Raw genomic sequence first — 20,316 nt, 5'->3', positions numbered from 1 at the left:
AGTCGTAAGTATATGTGGTGGAAAATATTAAACTTTCAACTATTAACTCAAAGCAAAGATAGCCTTTCTATTTCTTCCAATGCTACTTTTATTATCTCTTTTTCATCATCATATCTGGCTAACTCTACTACTCTATTGATATGAATAAATTTAGCATCTATAAAACCCTCTTCTCTTTGAGGAATAGTATTCATAGATTTTGATCTCATAAGATACCAAAAAACAGTTTTATGAACCGTTTTACTTTCATCCCAATTTTCCTTAAAAGTATAATGAATTTCTCCTAAATATTTTATTATTTCACCTTTTACTCCTGCTTCTTCTAATACCTCTCTTAATGCAGCTTCATCTTTTTTTTCTCCTTCCTCAACTTTTCCTTTCGGAAGAACCCAATCTCCATTATACTTTCTTAAAAGAAGTATTGCATTTCCAAATAATACTACCCCGCCGGCACTAATTTCTTCTCTCATTTATAGATTCACTCCTTAAAAAAGCATAATAATAAGAATTTCTACATAAAAACTTCAAATCCTTCTTTATATTTTTAATACAATTATATAAAAGCCTTTTTTATATTATAGAATTTATCTTTTTATTTAGTGCCAATTCGGCTATTATTCTTCCTAATTTTTCCGAATTATGTCTTATATACTTTTTCTTAATCTCCACAAGATTAGTTTGCATAACAGATATATTCATTTCATTGAGCTTTTTTATCTGTTTTTTATCTATTAAGACCTGAGTCGCACCATCTTCTTCGTATTTTTTTAAATAATTACTCGATATTTTTTCATCATTTGCTATAACTAAATCTATTATTTCATCCCTCGTATGACTTATTATTGCATTTACATGATCATATACATTATAACCATCAGTTTCTCCTGGTTGAGTCATTATATTTGATACATAAACCTTTAATGCTTTTGTTTTGATTATAGAATCTACTATATCATCTACCATTAAATTAGGTATAATACTGGTATACAAACTACCTGGCCCCATAACTATCAAATCTGCATCTTCAATGGCATTTAAAACCTCTTTTAATGGCTTTGGATTTTTAGGCTCTAAAAAAACTCTATCTATTCTACTATTTTGTTTTTTTACTTCTTTTGGTATTAATGATTCTCCTTTAATTATATTCCCATTTTTTAATTTTGCTATAAGCTTTATATCTTCTGTAGTTACTGGAAAAACCTTTCCTGTAACAGCAAATATTTCAGATATTTTCGAAACAGCTATTTCAAAATTACCGTAAACTCCATTCATAGCAGCTAAGAATAAATTACCAAAACTCTGTCCTTTTAACTGTCCTTCTGTAAATCTATACTGCATTATTTTTTCCATGGTAGGCTCCATATCAGCAAGAGCCAATATACAGTTTCTTATATCTCCTGGCGGAAGCATCCCAAGATCCTCTCTTAAAACACCAGAACCTCCTCCATCATCTGCAACAGTAACAACTGCAGTAATATTATTTGTAAATTTCTTTAAACCTCTTAAAAAAATCGATTGTCCTGTTCCCCCGCCTATTACAACTATCTTAGGTCCTCTTTTAAACTTATCCATTATTTTTTTACTTTTTATCACTTTATAATTTAAATATATTGAAATCCCTAGAGAAACACTTCCTATCATCCCCATATAAAAGCCAAAATTATTCATTTTATCCTCCAACTATCTCAATGTATGATCCCTATGTCTTTTTAAAACTCTATAATTTTTTTCTTTTAGATAGTCATAAAGTAAATTTGCTATAGTTACAGATCTATGTCTTCCACCAGTACACCCAACAGCAATAACTAAATGATTTTTCCCTTCCTCTACATATTGAGGTATCAAAAAATCTATCATATCTGATAATTTTTCAAAAAACTTTATACTTATAGGAGAATTCATTACATAAGTTCTGACAACTTCTTCTTCTCCTGTCTTTTCTCTCAATTCTTCTACATAGTATGGATTAGGTAAAAATCTAACATCAAATACTAAATCTGCATCAAGAGGTATTCCATGTTTAAATCCAAATGACATTACTGATATTGTAAGGTTGTTCTTTTTATCTCCTTCAAGATATATTCTATTTATTTCCTCTTTTAAATCTCTTGGTTTCATATTGCTAGTATTTATTATATTGTTTGCTTTTTGTTTTAGTTCATGTAAAAATTCTCTTTCTTTTTTTATCCCTTCAACTATATCTGTATTAGAAGATAGCGGATGATTTCTTCTAGTCATTTTGTATCTTTTAACTAAAACGCTATCATCACAATCTAAAAATAGTATTTCATATTCATATCCAAATTTTTTTAACATTTCTAAACTATCATTTAAATATTTAAAAAATCCTCTACCTCTTATATCTATTCCTAAAGCTATTTTTTCTATAGTACTTTTAGATTGATAACAAAGTTCTGTAAATTTTGATATAAGAGTAATTGGTAAATTATCTACACAGTAAAATCCTATATCTTCTAAAGCTTTCATAGCTTCACTTTTTCCTGCACCAGATAGACCAGTTACTATTACAAACTTCAACCACTTCATCTCCCGTCTATATTTATAATACTTTTTATATCAACTCCTGCCTTCTTAGCTCTATATATTCCATCTATGAAATTTCCTACACTTTCTGGCTCATGTGCATCAGATCCTATTGCAAATTTCACACCAATATCTTTAATTAATTTAAGTTCTTCAATCGTCAAATGTCCATGTCTAGAATTTATTTCAAGAGCTGTATTTGTTTCTTTAGCAACTTTTGCAACTTCAACTAAATCTATCATCGCTTTAGCTCCAGGGTGTGTTATTATAAATATATCATTTTTTTTCATTGCATTCACTACTGCATTAGTATTATATTTAATGGCAAATTTTTTTAATGGACCTACTAAATTAATAAAGTGATTTAAACTTCCCTTTATTAATTTAGTAGGAGTTGAACCGAAATGATAACCTGCCATTATATAGTCAAAATACTTTCTAACTTTATCATCTACATCTATATTTCCATCTTCATCCAAAATATTTGCCTCTATACCCATCAAAATATTTATATTAGGATACTTTTCTCTTAAATAATCTATTTCTTCTCTCATTTTAGGAATATCCCTGTATTTAATCCCAAAACCCATATGTTTATATCCATGGTCAGAAATTCCTATTGTTTTAAGCCCTTTAGATATAGCAACCTTCACATTGTCTTCTATACTTCCTTTGCCATGGCTATAAACAGTATGAGTATGATAGTCTGCAATTACATTCATAACAAATTCCCCTTTTTAATCTTCTCCAATAATCTTAATTTCTTCTTCTAACACTACATTAAATTTATCATATACTGTCTTTTTTATAACATCAAGAAGTTCAAGTACATCTTTAGCTGTTGCATTCCCTGCATTTACTACAAATCCACAGTGTTTTTTAGATACTTGCGCTCCATTTAAAGTAATACCTCTAAGTCCACTATCTTCTATCAATTTGCCTGCATAATAACCTTTAGGTCTTTTAAATGTGCTTCCTGCACTAGGCATGTTAAGTGGTTGTTTAGTAGTCCTTCTTAATGTTAAATCATTATACACAGATTTTATATCTTCATAATTACCCTTATTAAGAACTATCTTAACTTCTAACACTATAAATTTTTTTTCAGTTAATATACTTTTTCTATATCCAAATTTCATCTCTTCATTGTTAAGCTCAAATATATTTCCATCTAAATCTAAAAGCTTAACAGAATCAACAACATCTTTCATTTCTCCACCATAAGCTCCTGCATTCATAGCAATAGCTCCACCTAATGTTCCCGGAATTCCACTTGCAAATTCAAATCCAGAAAGAGAATGCTTTAAAATATTTTTAGCAAGTTTTGATAGTAATATTCCAGCCTGAGCTTTTATAATATTATCTTTTATTTCAAAACCACTGTAATTTTCTGCTATTTTAATTACAACTCCTCTTATCCCTCCATCTTTAACTAAAAGATTTGATCCATTTCCCATTAAAAAATAAGGAATATTTTCTTTATTTACAAACATTATTATTTTTTTTATCTGATCTTCACTCCTAGGAGTAACTAAAAAATCTGCCGGTCCTCCTATTTTAAAAGAAGTATGATTTTTCATATATTCATCTACTAATATATCTCTTTCATCTAAAATTTCACACAATCTAGCATATACATAATCCTTATTCATACAAATCCCTCCAAAATAATATAACACCTTTAAGTATATAATTAATTTAACACAAGGTCAAAAGAAAAAAAGAGATACTTTATTATATAAAGTATCTCTACAAAAATGTTCTCAAAACTATAAATTTAAGAAGGATGTAAACTAAAAAACATTTAATCTACACTATAATTATATCACATTGTATACAATTTTCAACGTCTTTACATTTTAAATTTAGAAATAATATCCCTTAATTTATTTACACTTTCTAAATTATTTGCAGTAGCATTATTGATTTCTGACAATTTTAAAACTATATCAGATGTTTTATTAAATATATCTTCTACACCAACCGCTCCTTCATTCATCGTCTTTGAAACTTCACTAATAGATATAGCTATATTTTCAATAGATTCCTTTAATTTAGCTGTTGTATTATTAAAATCCATCATAATATCATTAAAATAATTTGCATCTTGTGTATACTTTTCCGATACTTCAATTAACATTTTATAATCACTGTTAACATCATCTTCTACAAATTTAAGTATCTTCTGTGAACTATTTACTAAATTTACTACTGAAGAATTTACAATCTCAACTACACTTTGAATATCTGTAATAATACTCGAAGACTGTTCTGCAAGTTTTCTTATTTCATCAGCAACCACTGCAAATCCTTTTCCATTTTCTCCTGCCCTTGCAGCTTCTATCGCAGCATTAAGTGCTAGTAAATTAGTTTTTTGAGCTATTTGTAATATATTTTCTGAAAGCAAATTTATTTTCTCCACATCTTTTGTTTTTTCTATAGCAACATCCAATTCTTTTTTCACATCATTATATATATTATTTGCTTTTTCAGCTGAAGAAATTGCATTTTCTTTTAAATTATGTGCTCTTTTATTTACTTCAATTGATATTTTCTCTCCTTCTTGTATTTTAGATGATATTAAATTTACTTCCTTTTCAATATTCATAGTAGCTGCATCTATATCTTCTGATAAAGCAGCAGTTTGTTGCATACCAACTGAAATTTCCTCTGTTTTATTTGAAGTCTCACTAGCATTAATATTTAAATCATTTGTAGACAATTCTACTCCATTTGCATTTTTTTCTATTTTTTGCGAAGTAGTTATAAGATCACTTACAAACTCCCTTAAATTCTTTCTTAATTTATCCACTGACCTAACTGTTTCCCCTATTTCATCTTTGTATTTAAACAAATAATCATAACTTTTATCATCTTTCAAATCAAATTTAGCAGTTTTATCTATAACTTCTGTTAATTTTTGTATAGGATTTGATATTAATCTTCCCATATACAATCCTATAAATACAGTAAATATAATTCCTAAAATTATTATAATACCGAGTATAATTTTTAATTCTTCGACACTGGCAAAAACCTCATCTTTAGGTACCGCTAAACAAAGTATCCAATCATTTGACAAGCGCGCATACCCCATTACCTTGCTAATTCCATTTAATTTATATTCTTTAAATCCAAATTTATTTTTTTCCATACTTTCTACTAAATCCATTAACTTACCATTTTCTATATTTTTTAAATTAACTTTTTCTTCATGATCTTTTTTTTGCTTTATAGTAGGATGAATTAATATATCATAATTACTATCAAGCAAAGCAGCATACCCACTATTGTATACATTTATCTTTTTTATTTCTTTTTCTAATTCATCACATATTATATCTATACCTACTCCACCAATTAACACTCCATCTTTATATATTGCTTTAGTGTAAGAAACCATAGGAAGTTTAAATATATAATCTATGTAAAGTTCACTCCACTCTCCTTTTTTGCTTTCTATAGCCTCTAAATAAGGATACATCATGTCTTCGTATTCATCTTCTGCAAAATTATAATTTTCTTCAAGAGTAAATTTACCATCTCTTTCTCCATCTGTATAATATAAATTGTATCCTTTTCCAGTCAATTTAGGATTCATTGTAAAATATACACCTTGAATAAGATTTGAATTTTCTCCAAATTTAGAAAGCACCAAATTTATATATTCTTTATACTCTTTCATATAACTATCAGGATTTTCTTTTAATTTTTCTAAATCAATAGTTGAAACTACATTATTGCAAAAAACATTTATTAAGTCCTGTATTGTTTCAAAAGAATCCCCAAATTTATTTGCATAACTTTGTGACATATACACTAGTTTATCTTCTGCTTCTTTTTTTATGTACTTACTAGATTGATATGTACTTATACCACCCAATAACAAAGATACCAATAAACAACAACCTATTATTGCAGTAGTTATTTTATACCCTACCTTTTTCATAAAACAATCCTCCCAATTTCATAAAACAATCCTCCCAATAAATTTTTGTAAATTTGTTTTGTCCATTTCTGCAACTTTTTGTACTACTGGTTAATTTAACATATCCACATCTCATATTTTATCAGAATTTATCATTTTTTCAACATATTCCAACAACCGTTTTCTAAGTATAAAATCTAAATGCACAATAAAATTTCCTAAATAAACATCGAAAATTTATTGTGCATTTTTTCTATATATCAACTTATATTAACTTTTTCTTTTTCTTTAAATGGTTTTATATAACATATATAATATACCAAAGGCACTATTAAACCTCCTCCAACTATATTTCCAATAGTTACAGGAATTAGATTTTTGATAAATATTTCTCCCCAAGTTACTGATAAACCTAATAATTTTCCCATTGGTATAAAAAACATGTTTGCAATACTATGTTCATAACCAGACAATACAAATAACATTATAGGAAACCAACAAGCAAATATTTTTGAAACTATATCTTGAGCTGCTGTTGCCATCCATACTGCAAGCACAACTATTATATTGCAAAGTACAGCTCTCAAAAAAGCCACTTCAAATGTTAACCCTAATTTTCCTTTTGCTATAGCAATAGACAAATCCGCTGCTCTATCTTTTAAAAGCCCTGCTTTAAAGATAACTATAACTATTAATATTGAACCTATAAAATTCCCAATATATACAAACACCCAATTTTTCAAAAGTCCTCTTAATGTTATTTTTCCATCCATTAAAGCAAGTGTCATAAGATTATTTCCTGTAAAAAGTTCAGCCCCTGCTATTACAACAAGCATAAGTCCTACTGGAAATACAAATGCTCCCATAAACTTCATAATCCCAATATCTATATTTTTCAAACTTTGCATAACAACAATATCTCCATACGCACCAAAACTTATAAATATACCTGCAAAAATCCCCAAAAGAATAAGTCTACTTATCGAAAGATTAGCCTTAACTACACCTGAATTTACAGTAGCTTCAGCTACTTCTCGTGGTAATAAATATCTCTTTTCCACAAACTCTCCCCCTTTTATTTTTATACATCTCTCATTTATATTTTATCGCCTTTTCTATATATTTACAATTATTTTGTTTGAATTTTATCAATATTGTTAAAATATTTTTCAATTCAATATTTTACATTTTTTTATTTTTTTAAACAAAAAAATCAATAATATGTTGTTTTTTGTATACATAATGGTATAATTGTAATTGCTTATTAAAATTTTAACATAATAAGAAAGGAGTTATATTTTTATCATGAATAAGAACTACTTAACACCTGATGAAATTGCATTATCGACAATCAAAACAGGTATTAAAAAAATCAATCGTCCTTATATCAAACAATTCATACTAGGTATTTTAGCAGGAGCTTTCATCGCTTTTGCAGCTGAAGGTTCTAATGTTTCAGCTTATGGATTATGGGCAAAACCTGAAACTTACGGTCTTGGAAAAGCCATGGCAGGAGCATTATTTGGAACTGGACTTATGCTTGTTTTATTAGCCGGAGCAGATCTTTTTACAGGCAACACTCTCATAATAATGTCTGTACTTGAAAAAAAAGTCAAATTAAGTGATATGCTTAAAAACTGGTTTTTTGTTTATACTGGAAACTTTGTAGGATCAGTACTTGTAGCATATATGATAGTAAAATCAGGTCAATTACACATGGGAAATAATATGCTTGCAGGAGCTACTATAAAAATAGCATCATATAAAGTATCTCTTTCATTTACATCTGCATTTTTCTTGGGAGTTATGTGTAACTGGCTTGTATGTCTTGCTGTATGGCTAGCCTACGGAGCTAAAGACTTTGCAGGAAAAATACTAGCTATATTCTTCCCAATATGGCTATTTATAACTTCAGGATTTGAACATAGCGTTGCAAATATGTACTATATATCATCTGGAATACTAGCTAAATCAAATCCTCATTATGCTGAAGCTTCTCACCTTAATTCACAAGCTTTAAATGCTTTAAATTGGAAAACTTTTATAATCAACAACTTAGTTCCTGTAACACTTGGAAATATAGTTGGCGGAGCATTATTTGTAGGAGCAATATACTGGTTCTTATATGTCAGAAAACAAAACAACGCACAAAAAAATGTTGCTTAAAAAAGCAACTTTCAGTTTGTAAACAAACTGAAAGTTGCTTTTTTACCATTAAATCGTTTTAACTTCTCAAATCCAATTTTTCCAATATATAATGAAGTATTTTCTTTCTTTTAGTTACAATATAAACATCAGCAGTCATACCAACTTTAACTTTTTTAACATCACCCTTATATCCATATACAGGCTTATTCTCTAAAGATCCTTCTACAAAATAACTCAATCCTGAATTTTCATCAAAACTAGCATCTGATGCTATATTAGATATTTTTCCTTTCAATTCTCCATACTCCTTAAATGGAAGTGCTTTAAAATGATATTTTACTGTATCTCCAACTTTTATATTTGATATATCTTTATTTTCAACATATATCTTCACCTTAAATTCATTTTGTTTTTTAGGAATAATTGTAGCTATATCTTCTCCACCAATTACATTATCTCCTACATTTAATTCCTTTTGTATTTTTAAAATACCATCTATAGGGGCCTTTATTATACATTGTTTTTTATTTTCCTTGAGTTCATTTAACTTTAAATTTATATCTTGTATTTCCACTTCCTTTTTTTTGATAAGCTCATCTAAAGACACAATAGTATCTGTTTCTAAATAAGTAAAATTTCCTTGCTCTTTAACTTTTGCACTTCTAAATAATTTGTTTTTTTCTATAATTGTTTGACTTAACAAAAGCTTATTTTGTAATATATCATTTGATAATTTAGATATATTTTCATTTTTAAACTTTTCTAAGCTCATTTTAGCTTCTTCATAATAATTCTCTATGTCTTCAAACTCTTTTTTAGATATACTTCCACTTTCAAATAATTCTTTATATCTTTTATAATTATTTTCTGTAAAATTTACTTTTTTTTCTAATTCATCTTTTTTTATTCTATATCCTTCATACATATAATAATACTCATTATTATCTTTTTTATCAAAATAATTAACATTATCATTAATTGATTTTAATAAAAGTTCTTCATTGTCTATTTTACTTTTTAACTCAACTACTTTTTTATTTATTAATTCTTTATTGTGAGCTTCTTCTTCTACATCCATTTTATATTTTTCATACTTATAATAATAGTCCCTTTCTAATTCATTATTCAAATCAAATAAATTTTTCTTTTTAAATATACTTTCTCTAAATTTGCACAAATTATTATACTCAATCTTACTTTTTCTATATAACTCTTCAGTTTGTTCTAATTTTAAATCAATAGCCTCTGTATTTAAACTGTATAATATATCCCCTTTTTTCACAAAACTAGATTCTTTCATATTAATAGTTTTTATTTTTCCAGAAACAACATTTTTTATTGTACTTATTTTATCATTTGGTCTAACTATACCTTTCGCTTTAACAACTATATCTATTTCTCCAAAATAAGACCAAATCAATGCAGCCCCCAATAAAGCTATTAAAATATACATAAATATAATAGTAAATGGATGAGGTTTTGCCTCCAACATTTCTCTACTATCCGTTATATCATTGATATTTTGAATTACACCCTTCATCAAATATCACCCCCATCCTCAACAGTTATAGCGGCTTCTTTGCTTATATAATCGCTAGGAATCTGATCTTTCCATAATTCAAAATATCTTCCCTTTTTATTCATTAGTTCTTCATGTGAACCAGCTTCTATAATTTTTCCATCATCTAAAACATAAATTTTGTCACATCTCATAATAGTACTTAACCTATGAGCAATTATAATAGTCGTTATATCTTTACTAAATTCATACATTGTTCTTTCTATTGCTTTTTCTGTAATAGAATCAAGACTACTAGTAGCTTCATCCATTATAAGTATATCTGGTTTTCTAAGTATTGCTCTTGCAATAGCTATCCTTTGCTTTTGTCCACCCGAAAGATTAGAACCACCTTCTTCAATCATAGTATTATATCTTAACGGTTGATTATTTATAAATTCATGAATTTTAGCTTTTTTACACGCTTCTATTATTTGTTCAAATTCTAAATCATCATTTCCAAAACAAATATTATCTTTTATCGTTCCTTTAAATAAAAATATATCCTGAGATATATATGCAATTTTATCTCTCAAGCTTTCCTTACTTATGTCATTTATATTATAATCATTAATTAAAATTTCTCCTTTTTCGCACTGATAAAAATTCATCAACAATTTAACTATTGTTGATTTACCTGAACCACTTTCTCCAACTAATGCTATTTTTTGTTTAGATCCTATATTGAGATTAAAATCTTCAAGTACTAACTGTCTTGTTCCATATCTAAAATATACATTTTTAAATTGAATATCTCCTTTTAATGAAGTTGGCTTTATTTTTTTATCCTCATCTTTATTTTTCTCAAGCTCTAAATCTAAAATTTCTCCAAGCCTATCTGCTGCTACCATAGCAGTTTGGAGCTGAGGTTGTAAATTAATCAAATGTTCAATAGGATCTAAAAAATAAGCAAGAAGCGAATTAAATGCTATAAGCTGACCTACAGATAGTTCCCCTTGCATAACTTTACAAGAACCTACCCATAATAATACAACTGCAAATATAGCTTTTATTCCCCCCTTTATAGAGCCTTGAATATTATTAATCCAGCCATTTTTAAAAATACTTTTGAGAAATTTTATAAATCTTTTTTCAGTTTCTAAATTTACTTTCTTTTCCGCATTAAATGCTTTTACTGTTTCAATTCCATTCAACGATTCCATTAAATAAGATGTAAGTTTAGCACTTCTTTCCATACTCTCTCTATTTACATTTTCCAAAGGCTTATTAAATATAAATACAATTATTCCATATAAAATAAGTGGCACCAATGTCATTGCAAATAAAGTACTATTTTGATTATATAATATTAATCCTCCTGCAATAACCATTACAGTATCAATCATTATAGTTAAAGTAGCTCCCGAAATCGCTTCTCTTATTTTTGTTGCATCATTAAATCTAGATATAATTTCCCCCACTTCTCTGGTATCAAAAAAATTCATCGGAAGTTCAACAACATGATTATAATACCCGAGCATTAAAGATATATCTATTTTTTGACTTAAATACAAAAGAAGTTGGGTTCTAAAAGCATTTAATAAAACTTTAAAAATAGTCAACACTATAATTCCAATAGAAAATACATGTAAAGTTTTATTAAGACTATAAGGAAGTACATCATCTATAATAATTTTAAAATAAAAAGATCCTAATATTCCTAATAAAGTCAATACTACAGATGCAAAAAATATATTCATCATTAACTTTTTTTGTGGCTTTAATAAATATATAAACCTAGAAAATAACCCCTTAGTTTCATCCCCTTTTTTGAATTTTTCCGATGGAACCATGAGAATAAGTATACCTGTCCATATTTTATAAAAATCTTCAGGATCATACTTAACTATTCCCTTTGCAGGATCAGCTATTAATATCTCTTTTTTACTTATTTTATGAATAACCATATAATGTAAAAGTCCTCCATCGACAACTACATGAGCAATAGCAGGAAGTGGAAAATCTTTAAATATGTCTTCTTTATTATTAACTCTTACTCCTTTAGCTGTAAATCCTAAACTTTCAGCAGCCTTAATAATTCCATAAGCACTTGTTCCCCTTTTATCAGTACCCGCAATTTCTCTAATTTTAGATATAGGTATTTTTAGACCATATTGTTTTGATATTGTAGCTAAACAAGCTGCACCACAATCCTTTATATCATGCTGTTTTATACATACATATTTTTTAAACATATTAACCATCAAATACTCTATCCTCCTTATTTTCCATAATTATAGTCAATTGTAAACCATAAATTCATTAAAATTTTATATCTATTTTCGATAAAAACCAACACATTTTAACAACTATTGTTATTTTTGGTTAATTAGTCCTATTTATATTTGTAAAAAAATACCGCTATAATTAATATACGGTAATCATTTCCCCAGCATCAAAGGAGGTTTTATACATGATAAAAATAGAAACAGGTAAAAATTTCAAAATAGAAAACCTGTTATCTTTAAGAAAAAAAATGTCTCAAAAACAAGTAAACGAAGAAATTGTAAAAATCCAACAATTTCTTAAAGAAAATGGAATAAGAAAAGATGGACCATTAATAAATGCCACTTATGGTGTTGAAGTAATTAATGGAGAACAAATTTTAGATATGGAATTTTTAATACCTTTAGATAGAGAAGTTAATCTTCCAAAGGAATACAAATTTAAAAAAGTTCTTTATTTGGCTAATTCAGTTTATGCTAGACATACTGGAAATCCTGCTACGCTTCAAAATACATATGCTCAAATTAATAAATATGTAAAAGATAATAATTTACAACCATTAGCACCTTTATACAATATAAACGTTAAAGAAGCAAACAGTCCTTTGGAAATTAACGATATGATTATTGATGTTTATTTGCCTGTAAATCCTTGTATTCTATAATAAATTTGAATATGTTGTCAAATTTAATTTTGATACAACATAGATTATTATACTAAAAAAGGAGGTTTTATTATGGAAATGACTCTAAACATTAACTCTTTTAATGAACTTACTAATGATGAGTTAATGCTTGTTAATGGAGGTGAATGGAGCTGGGGAGCATTCTTTGGATCAGTATTCAAAGGAATGGAAAAAGGCTATCATGATGCCGATCCAAACGCAACTACTAAAGTACCTTACATAGGTGAAGTACCAGCTCCAATTGTCGGTGCATTAGTAGGTGGAATCCACGGTGCTATCGATTATCTAGTTTGCGGTTGGTGGTAAACCTATAACTCGAAATCATTTTAATTTATTAAATTAACAAACTGCCAGCCAATAATGGCTGGCATGTTTTTTTATGACAGGAGGTTTTATCATGACTCTAAATATTAATACTTTTAATGAACTTACATATAACGAATTAATGCTTATTAATGGCGGAGAATGGAACTGGTATGCTTTCTTTGATGCAGTAGTAGGAGGAGCTGTAAGTGGTGCTATAGCAGGTTCAGCAGTTGGAACCATGACTATTCCTTTAATAGGAGAAGTTCCCGGTGTAATCGGCGGTGCTGTAATCGGAGCTATAGGCGGTGCTCTTAAATACACAATACATCCTTCTTAAAAAAATACATCCTAGATTAATCTAGGATGTATTTTTTAAAACAAGGTATCATGCCCTATATAACAAGCTATATTGTTTTCTAAAAATAAGTTTTGTATTTCATATAATTTCTTTGAAGATGTAGGCCCTTCATTTTTATATTTGTATTCTTTTCCCAATTGTCTCCACTTCGATTCCCCTAATCTGTGAAATGGAAGTATATTTATTTCAACTAAATTATTTTCTTTCATAAACCATATAATATTCATTATATTTTCATAAGTATCATTGAAATCCCTTATTACTGGCATTCTAAGAACTAACCTTCCATTCCAATTAGAATTTGCTAACAACTCAATATTATTGAGTATTAAATCATTATAAACTCCCGTTTTTTGCTTATGCTTTTCTCTATCCATATGCTTTAAATCAATAAATGCAAAATCTATATATTTAAATACTTCTAAAAAAGTAACATTATTTACATAAGCAGTAGTTTCAATAGCAGTATGAAAATAATTTTTTTTACATTCTTTTAAAGTATTTATTAAAAATTCACTTTGAAAAAATGGCTCTCCCCCACTAAATGTAACTCCACCTTCTCTACTCCAAGAATGACTATCTCTATTTAGTATTTTTATAAGATCTGAAACTTTATATTCTTTTCCACAAACTTTCAATGCATTATAGTAACAAACACTACTACATTCAAATGTTTCACAACTTTTACATATATCCCAATTTAATTCTAATTCATTATTTTTTAAATTAAGCCCCCCATATTCACATACATCTTCACATAATTTACATCCTTTTTCAAACCTACAATTTGTCTGACTAAACATAATATGTTTTTTTAATACCCAGCTTTCTGGATTTGCACACCATTCACATCTTAAAGGACATCCATTCATAAAAATAGTAGTTCTACATCCTGGTCCATCATGTACTGAAAAACTCTGTATATCAAATATAATTCCTTTTATTTCATTATCCATAAAAATCCCCCATTTATACTTATTTATCTCATGCTTCTTTACTTTTATCAATCGATAACGGAAGTAATAATGCAACAATAGCTGATACTAAAAATGAGACTGTTGCAAACTTTAATGAATTAAAATAACTTCCAGACATATCATATAAATATGCTCCCATAAAACTTCCAAACGCAGGTCCTATTCCCATAACTATAAGAGTCGATAGTCCCCAAATCTTACCAAAAGTTTTATTTCCATAAACAGATGCAGCATATCCTGCAACTCCCCCAGGCTCAATAGCCCAATATACAGCAAATATAATACATGATACCATACTCAAAAATGCTGCTCCTTTTCCTATCATCAAAACTAAGCATGCTATAACGCCTGTTACAGGTGCAAAAATAATCATAAATTTTCTAGCCTTAGTTTCATTTTTTATTCTTCCTACTAATTTATCAGCTACAACCCCCATAAAAGGCATTGTAAATATTCCAGCTATACCTATTACCACATACAAATTTGTTGCAGTAGATAATGATAAATTGCAATCTGTTGTCCAGTATTTCACAATTTGAGTCCAAACTAAAAATTCAGCAACCATACTTGTTAAAAATGCAATAATTGCTCCCCAAATAGGAAAAGTAGAAAAAGCCTGTTTAATACTCCACTCTCTATCATTTACATTTGATTGTTTGGATTTTAATGTATCAAGTCCAAAAGGCTCAAATCCATAATTTGCTGGATTTTTCTTTGCAACAATAGTAGCAATTATCAATGCTGTAAACACAACTAACGATAAAATTCTCATTGCAAATCTCCAATCCATCGTTACAAGTACTTGCTTTGCACCAAGACTTAACACAACTTGTGCAACAGGTGCTCCCATAAATGCTATTCCCCACATAGTAGCGTACGCTTTACCAACATACCATTTTCTCACTGATACTGTTGAAGATACCCACAACATTCCTGTTCCTATACCCGCAAATATAGCATATGGTAGTAAATATGACATATAAGTTTTAGCAAAACTTGTTATTAAAAATCCTAAAGCCCCACTAATTGCTCCTAAAAAATAAGCTGGTTTTGTACCCCATTTATCTATCATCATTCCACTAAAAAACGCAGTTACTGCATAAACACTCATCATAAGCGAATAACCAAGAGTTAACTTAGAAGCACTCCATCCTAAATCTTTTGCCATTGGTCCTTGTAAAACTGAAAAAGTAGCTCTATACCCAAATAAACAAAATACAGCTAACCATGATGCAAGCACAACCATGTAACCTAAATATTTTGCTCTTTTTTCATTTTCAAACATTAAATATCAATCCTTTCAATTGTATTTAAATAAAAGGCGCAATTTAATTGCGCCTTTTAAATTTTAGGATTAAAAATTACTTAAACTTATGTCCCTTACAGGTTAAAGCACTTAAATCTCCAAAAGTCCAATCTTCTTTTTCTAATCCTATGCATATTCCAATTTCATCTTTATCAGGTTTTTTAAAATATTCACAATTCCTACATTTAGGTGCTAAATCAAATTGCGAACATACTTCTGTATCTATGTTAATCATCAAGCCTGTTATCCTACAAATTCCCTTTGCTGCATCAATAGGCGAAAAATTCAAGCAATCATTGTGTTTTAATTTTGACATATTAATCACACCCCTTCATATTCTGTTCTTGCAATAACTTCATCTTGAATAGGTTTGCCAATTTCACACCAATATTGTGTAAACCCTGCAACTCTCACCATAAGATCTCTATAATTATCAGGATTTTTCTGTGCATCTCTCAATACTTTAGAATCTACAATATTGTATTGAATGTGAAATCCTCCTTTTCTCATATAAGCACGAGTTAACTCTAATAAATGTTTAGTTCCATGTTCTCCTCTTAATGCACTTGGATGTATTTTCATATTCATTTGAGAATTTTGAGAACGTGAATGATCCCAAACAGTTGCTGATTCAAACAAAGCATATGGTCCATTTTTATCTGTTCCTGGATAAGCTGACATAGAACCATCTGCATAAGTTGTTCCTGCTAATCTTCCATCTGGTGTCGCAAGTGTTGCAGCCCCTTGTGCTCCATGAGTAGAAACAGATATTTGACAAGCATACATAGGTTTTGCATATAATGATTTTGATTTTCTAGCCATATTACAAAACCAATTCTCATATTCTTTTAAAATATTATCTACATAAGGATTGTCGTTGCCATATTTTGGAGCTGTCAAACATTTACCATATATATCATCATACTTTCCACTTGTATCTGATTTTTCTTGATCTAATAATGAGAAATTTCTAGTTTCAAGTGCATTTTTAAATCCAAAGTTATTAATTATAGCATCTTTTATTTGATCTATACTGTATTTTTTATCATCATAAACTATCTTTTTAATAGCAGCTAATGAATTAACCATAGTAATAGTTCCACAACTTTCTACATTAAATGTAGCATTATATCTATATCCCATATTTCCAATATGCTGCCCTTTATCCAAACAATCTGGTTTTAAAAATGAATTTATTACTGACATGTTTTGTTTACGCCATATATCATGCTGTATATTATTAGTCTTAGCAAGTACATCTACTGCTTTTTCATAGTATTCTTTAAATGTTTCAAATAATTCTTCATAAGTTTCAAGTTTTTTATTATGTGGTTCAAATACTTGAATTCCAGTTCTATAATCTTTTCCATTTGTAAGCACAAGCTCTAATACTTTAGGATTTGCAATAAAATGAACTCCTACACTTGTCGGTTGACCTGCTCCACCAGGGATTTCGTATTTCTTTCCATTTAATGTGAGTTCTTTCCAACAACAAGGAGAAGTTTCAAGACATCCACCTATCGCAAAAGATCTTGCTTCTTCTATTGTCATTCCTTCTGGCCCATACTGGTCAATTATAAATTCAATTCCTATCCTATTGTTCATCCAAGCAGGATATCCAGATCCTGTTTTATCACATTCCGCACATTTTAATAAAAATTTTTCAGGTAATTTTTCATCATAAAGAACTGATAGTGTAGGTTGAGGAGTTTGACATGTAATTCCCGCTTCAACTATTAACATCTCCAAATCATTTGTAGCAGATTGTCCATCTCTAGTTAATCCTCCAAGACTTAAATTATTAAATGTATTTCCCGATAAAACTCCACCAACTACTCCGGTAGATGCAAAACAATCTATACATGTTATTTTTATTCTATAAAGTTCTAAAAGTTCAAGCACTTCTTCTTTGCTTATTCTTCCAGATTCTATATCCTGTTCATACCAAGGATACAATACTTGACCAAGTCTTCCTATAGACATTCCTGATATTGCATCTTCATTAAGCACCGCAATATGCAATGTATATGAAAGTTGTAGAGCTTCTCTAAATGTTCTCGGCTTATTATGTGCAATCCACTCAAGACAATTAGCAATATCGTTGTATTCTTTTTTATCCACATCACTTTCAGCTAATTTTTCAAGTCTTCTTGCATGTTTTGCATAATTTAATATCCAATTTTGAATACCTTCTATTGAATGAATTACTGCTTCATAAAAATACAACCTATCCATTCCTATAATACCGTCACTACCAGCATTACCTGCAACTTCAGCTTTGCACTCTTTTGCCATCTCAATAAGCTTATCAAATCCATATTGCAGAGGATAATAGTAATTTATTACCTCTCTTCCCTGTGGCAAAGTAAATCCCGAATCAAACATACAAACTAAACTCTTCATTATATTTTCTTTTGTTTTATAATCCGGAACCATTTTTTCATATTTATGCCCTACATCTTCTACTGATTTTCCTATCCATTCATTTGCTACTTTAAGTAATACTGGAATTTCCTCTTTTCTCATTCCAAACTTACCAGCAATAGATACTACATTTCCAAAACTTTTTGTAACATTTCCTCCCCCTTGCCCAAATTCACTCAACTCTCCTGCACTCGCACTACCTGATTCAAGCGCCGCTTTATAAAGCTCACTTTCTTTAGCTACAAAAAAACTCTCAGAAAGCCATGGCATAGGAAATGAGCCTCTATAATTATACGTCTTTTGCATAACTAATTTTTCACCTGGAATAATATTCGGTGTTAAGTGTGAAAATGCTTCTTTTAACGCCTTAGCCCTTCTAACTATAGTAACTTCACCATCTAATTCTTTCCATTTTCTGTTGTACCAATAAGGAAACTCCATATTTGCAGTTGATAATGTATTATAAAAAATATCTCTTAACTTCTTAGCCCTAGGAGTAGGTTCTTTTTTGACCTCTCTATCTACCATCTCATCCGGTGCATGTCCTCCAGACTGATAATTTATAGATAATCCTTTCGAAGCTAAAATATCAGCTAGCTTCTTTCTTTTGCATTCATCCATATTAATTTTCCCCCTTCTTTGAATGACCTTCTTCTCTACATTTATATGATTTTAATTTTTAAAATATTATAGAATTAATTTACATTAATAAGGTTAAAATACTATTAGTTACAAATGCCGGAGGATAAATTAAATGAATAAAGAAACAATATCTGATAAGCAAGGAGTTTCTATTATGATTATGTTTATAATAGGAACTGCTTCTATAATGGCAAGAGGACTTGATGCTAAACAAGATTTATGGCTGGCTATTATTTTAGCAACAATTGCTTATATTCCAATTGCACTTATATGCTCTTATATTCTCTCCAGTTTTCCTCAAAAAAATATATTTGATATTATCGAGCTTTGTTTCGGAAAAGTAATCGGAAAAGTAATACTAATAATATATACTTGGTTTTTATTTCATACAGGAGTATTAGTTTATATGAATTTCACTAATTTTGTAAATACAGTTGCTTTACCCGAAACTCCTAAAATTATTTTAATGATAATTATTCTAATGCTATCTTCTTATATAACAAAAAAAGGTATTGAAATAATTGGAAGGTGGTCAGAAATTTTTTCAATTATACTAATTAGCTTTATATTGATTTCAAGATTATTGTTAATCAAAGAAATAAATATAGACAATTTGTACCCTATTTTAAATACTGGAACAAAAGCAATTATAGAAGGAATTTACTCTGTATTTGCTTTTCCATTCACTCAAACAGTAGTATTCACAGCCACTTTTTCAAATTTAAAAAACTCAAAATCTCCTTATAATATTTACATCAAAAGTTCATTAATAGGAGGAATAATTATATTTTTAATTTCTATATCTAATATACTAGTATTGGGAGTTAATGAAGCTGTAAATACATATTATCCTTCATATGAAAGCGCTGCAAGAATAAGTATAGGTAATATATTCCAAAGACTTGAAATAATAATAGCAACTGTATTCTCATTTGGAGCTTTTATTAAAGGAAGTATATTCTTACTCGCCTCATGCAAAGGGTTTACTAAAATATTTAATATTAATGATTACAGATTTATAGTAATACCCATTTCTCTACTTATGATTGATTTATCTTGTTTTTTACACGATGGTATAAAAGATTATTTTGAATGGATTTTAGGAGTATGGCAGTATTACGCATTTCCATTTCAAGTAATATTACCTATTATAGTATTTATTGCTATTAAAATTAGATATAAAAATTTAATAAAAAATAAAATATGAGAAGCAC

General features: G+C 28.6%; 18 protein-coding genes. 5 read left to right on the top strand and 13 right to left on the bottom strand.

Going from position 1 to position 20,316, the window contains the following annotated elements; translation table 11 throughout:
• Positions 1-47: 47 nt before the first annotated feature.
• The 7 genes from BUA19_RS05410 to BUA19_RS05380 form a co-directional block, all read right to left on the bottom strand.
• Positions 48-470 carry an NUDIX hydrolase gene (locus BUA19_RS05410; protein WP_072724468.1) on the bottom strand — a complete coding sequence of 141 codons (423 nt, stop codon included), beginning with the start codon at positions 468-470 and terminating at the stop codon, positions 48-50.
• A gap of 100 nt (positions 471-570) precedes the next feature.
• A complete protein-coding gene (locus BUA19_RS05405) occupies positions 571-1,668 on the bottom strand; it encodes a gluconeogenesis factor YvcK family protein (protein ID WP_072724467.1) in 1,098 nt (365 codons plus the stop codon).
• Between the two features lie 12 nt (positions 1,669-1,680).
• Positions 1,681-2,538, bottom strand: coding sequence for an RNase adapter RapZ (gene rapZ / locus BUA19_RS05400; RefSeq protein ID WP_072724465.1), 858 nt, complete (start codon positions 2,536-2,538; stop codon positions 1,681-1,683).
• Positions 2,539-2,543: 5 nt separating this feature from the next.
• Positions 2,544-3,266 carry a PHP domain-containing protein gene (locus BUA19_RS05395; protein ID WP_072724463.1) on the bottom strand — a complete coding sequence of 241 codons (723 nt, stop codon included), beginning with the start codon at positions 3,264-3,266 and terminating at the stop codon, positions 2,544-2,546.
• Between the two features lie 15 nt (positions 3,267-3,281).
• Positions 3,282-4,196 carry a UDP-N-acetylmuramate dehydrogenase gene (gene murB, locus BUA19_RS05390; RefSeq protein WP_072724461.1) on the bottom strand — a complete coding sequence of 305 codons (915 nt, stop codon included), beginning with the start codon at positions 4,194-4,196 and terminating at the stop codon, positions 3,282-3,284.
• Between the two features lie 200 nt (positions 4,197-4,396).
• Positions 4,397-6,493: a methyl-accepting chemotaxis protein gene (locus BUA19_RS05385; RefSeq protein ID WP_072724459.1), complete on the bottom strand. Its 2,097-nt coding sequence runs from the start codon at positions 6,491-6,493 to the stop codon at positions 4,397-4,399.
• A 239-nt stretch (positions 6,494-6,732) separates the two neighbouring features.
• Positions 6,733-7,533, bottom strand: coding sequence for a formate/nitrite transporter family protein (locus tag BUA19_RS05380; protein WP_072724458.1), 801 nt, complete (start codon positions 7,531-7,533; stop codon positions 6,733-6,735).
• Between the two features lie 244 nt (positions 7,534-7,777).
• Here BUA19_RS05380 and BUA19_RS05375 point away from each other — a divergent pair, with 244 nt between their 5' ends.
• The gene (locus BUA19_RS05375) at positions 7,778-8,638 is read left to right on the top strand and encodes a formate/nitrite transporter family protein (RefSeq protein ID WP_072724456.1); all 861 of its coding nucleotides are present in this window, start codon (positions 7,778-7,780) and stop codon (positions 8,636-8,638) included.
• Positions 8,639-8,696: 58 nt separating this feature from the next.
• Here BUA19_RS05375 and BUA19_RS05370 read toward each other — a convergent pair whose 3' ends face one another.
• Positions 8,697-10,160 carry an HlyD family efflux transporter periplasmic adaptor subunit gene (locus BUA19_RS05370; RefSeq protein WP_072724455.1) on the bottom strand — a complete coding sequence of 488 codons (1,464 nt, stop codon included), beginning with the start codon at positions 10,158-10,160 and terminating at the stop codon, positions 8,697-8,699.
• Positions 10,160-12,382, bottom strand: coding sequence for a peptidase domain-containing ABC transporter (locus tag BUA19_RS05365; protein ID WP_072724510.1), 2,223 nt, complete (start codon positions 12,380-12,382; stop codon positions 10,160-10,162). The genes BUA19_RS05370 and BUA19_RS05365 overlap by 1 nt, the downstream gene beginning before the upstream one ends.
• A gap of 209 nt (positions 12,383-12,591) precedes the next feature.
• Here BUA19_RS05365 and BUA19_RS05360 point away from each other — a divergent pair, with 209 nt between their 5' ends.
• From BUA19_RS05360 to BUA19_RS05350, 3 genes are all read left to right on the top strand, one after another.
• Positions 12,592-13,068, top strand: a complete 477-nt coding sequence (locus tag BUA19_RS05360) for a DUF5085 family protein (protein WP_072724453.1) — start codon at positions 12,592-12,594, stop codon at positions 13,066-13,068.
• 72 nt (positions 13,069-13,140) lie between these two features.
• Positions 13,141-13,395, top strand: coding sequence for a ComC/BlpC family leader-containing pheromone/bacteriocin (locus BUA19_RS05355; RefSeq protein ID WP_072724451.1), 255 nt, complete (start codon positions 13,141-13,143; stop codon positions 13,393-13,395).
• 91 nt (positions 13,396-13,486) lie between these two features.
• Positions 13,487-13,732 carry a Blp family class II bacteriocin gene (locus BUA19_RS05350; protein ID WP_072724449.1) on the top strand — a complete coding sequence of 82 codons (246 nt, stop codon included), beginning with the start codon at positions 13,487-13,489 and terminating at the stop codon, positions 13,730-13,732.
• A 35-nt stretch (positions 13,733-13,767) separates the two neighbouring features.
• Here the strand turns inward: BUA19_RS05350 and hpdA are convergent, their stop codons facing one another.
• The 4 genes from hpdA to hpdB all read right to left on the bottom strand — a co-directional run bounded on the left by hpdA (position 13,768) and on the right by hpdB (position 19,081).
• Positions 13,768-14,709, bottom strand: a complete 942-nt coding sequence (gene hpdA / locus BUA19_RS05345; RefSeq protein WP_072724447.1) for a 4-hydroxyphenylacetate decarboxylase activase — start codon at positions 14,707-14,709, stop codon at positions 13,768-13,770.
• 28 nt (positions 14,710-14,737) lie between these two features.
• The gene (locus tag BUA19_RS05340) at positions 14,738-16,015 is read right to left on the bottom strand and encodes an MFS transporter (RefSeq protein WP_072724445.1); all 1,278 of its coding nucleotides are present in this window, start codon (positions 16,013-16,015) and stop codon (positions 14,738-14,740) included.
• 76 nt (positions 16,016-16,091) lie between these two features.
• Positions 16,092-16,352, bottom strand: a complete 261-nt coding sequence (gene hpdC, locus BUA19_RS05335) for a 4-hydroxyphenylacetate decarboxylase small subunit (RefSeq protein ID WP_072724443.1) — start codon at positions 16,350-16,352, stop codon at positions 16,092-16,094.
• Positions 16,353-16,357: 5 nt separating this feature from the next.
• Positions 16,358-19,081: a 4-hydroxyphenylacetate decarboxylase large subunit gene (hpdB, locus tag BUA19_RS05330; RefSeq protein ID WP_072724441.1), complete on the bottom strand. Its 2,724-nt coding sequence runs from the start codon at positions 19,079-19,081 to the stop codon at positions 16,358-16,360.
• Positions 19,082-19,214: 133 nt separating this feature from the next.
• Between hpdB and BUA19_RS05325 the strand changes: the two genes are divergently transcribed.
• A complete protein-coding gene (locus BUA19_RS05325; RefSeq protein WP_072724440.1) occupies positions 19,215-20,309 on the top strand; it encodes a GerAB/ArcD/ProY family transporter in 1,095 nt (364 codons plus the stop codon).
• The last annotated feature ends 7 nt before the right edge of the window (positions 20,310-20,316 follow it).

The sequence above is a fragment of the Tepidibacter thalassicus DSM 15285 genome (assembly GCF_900129915.1).
GTDB lineage: Bacteria > Bacillota > Clostridia > Peptostreptococcales > Peptostreptococcaceae > Tepidibacter > Tepidibacter thalassicus.
The sequence above is the reverse complement of the archived record's forward strand: the minus strand, read 5'-3'. Positions and strand labels throughout refer to the sequence as shown.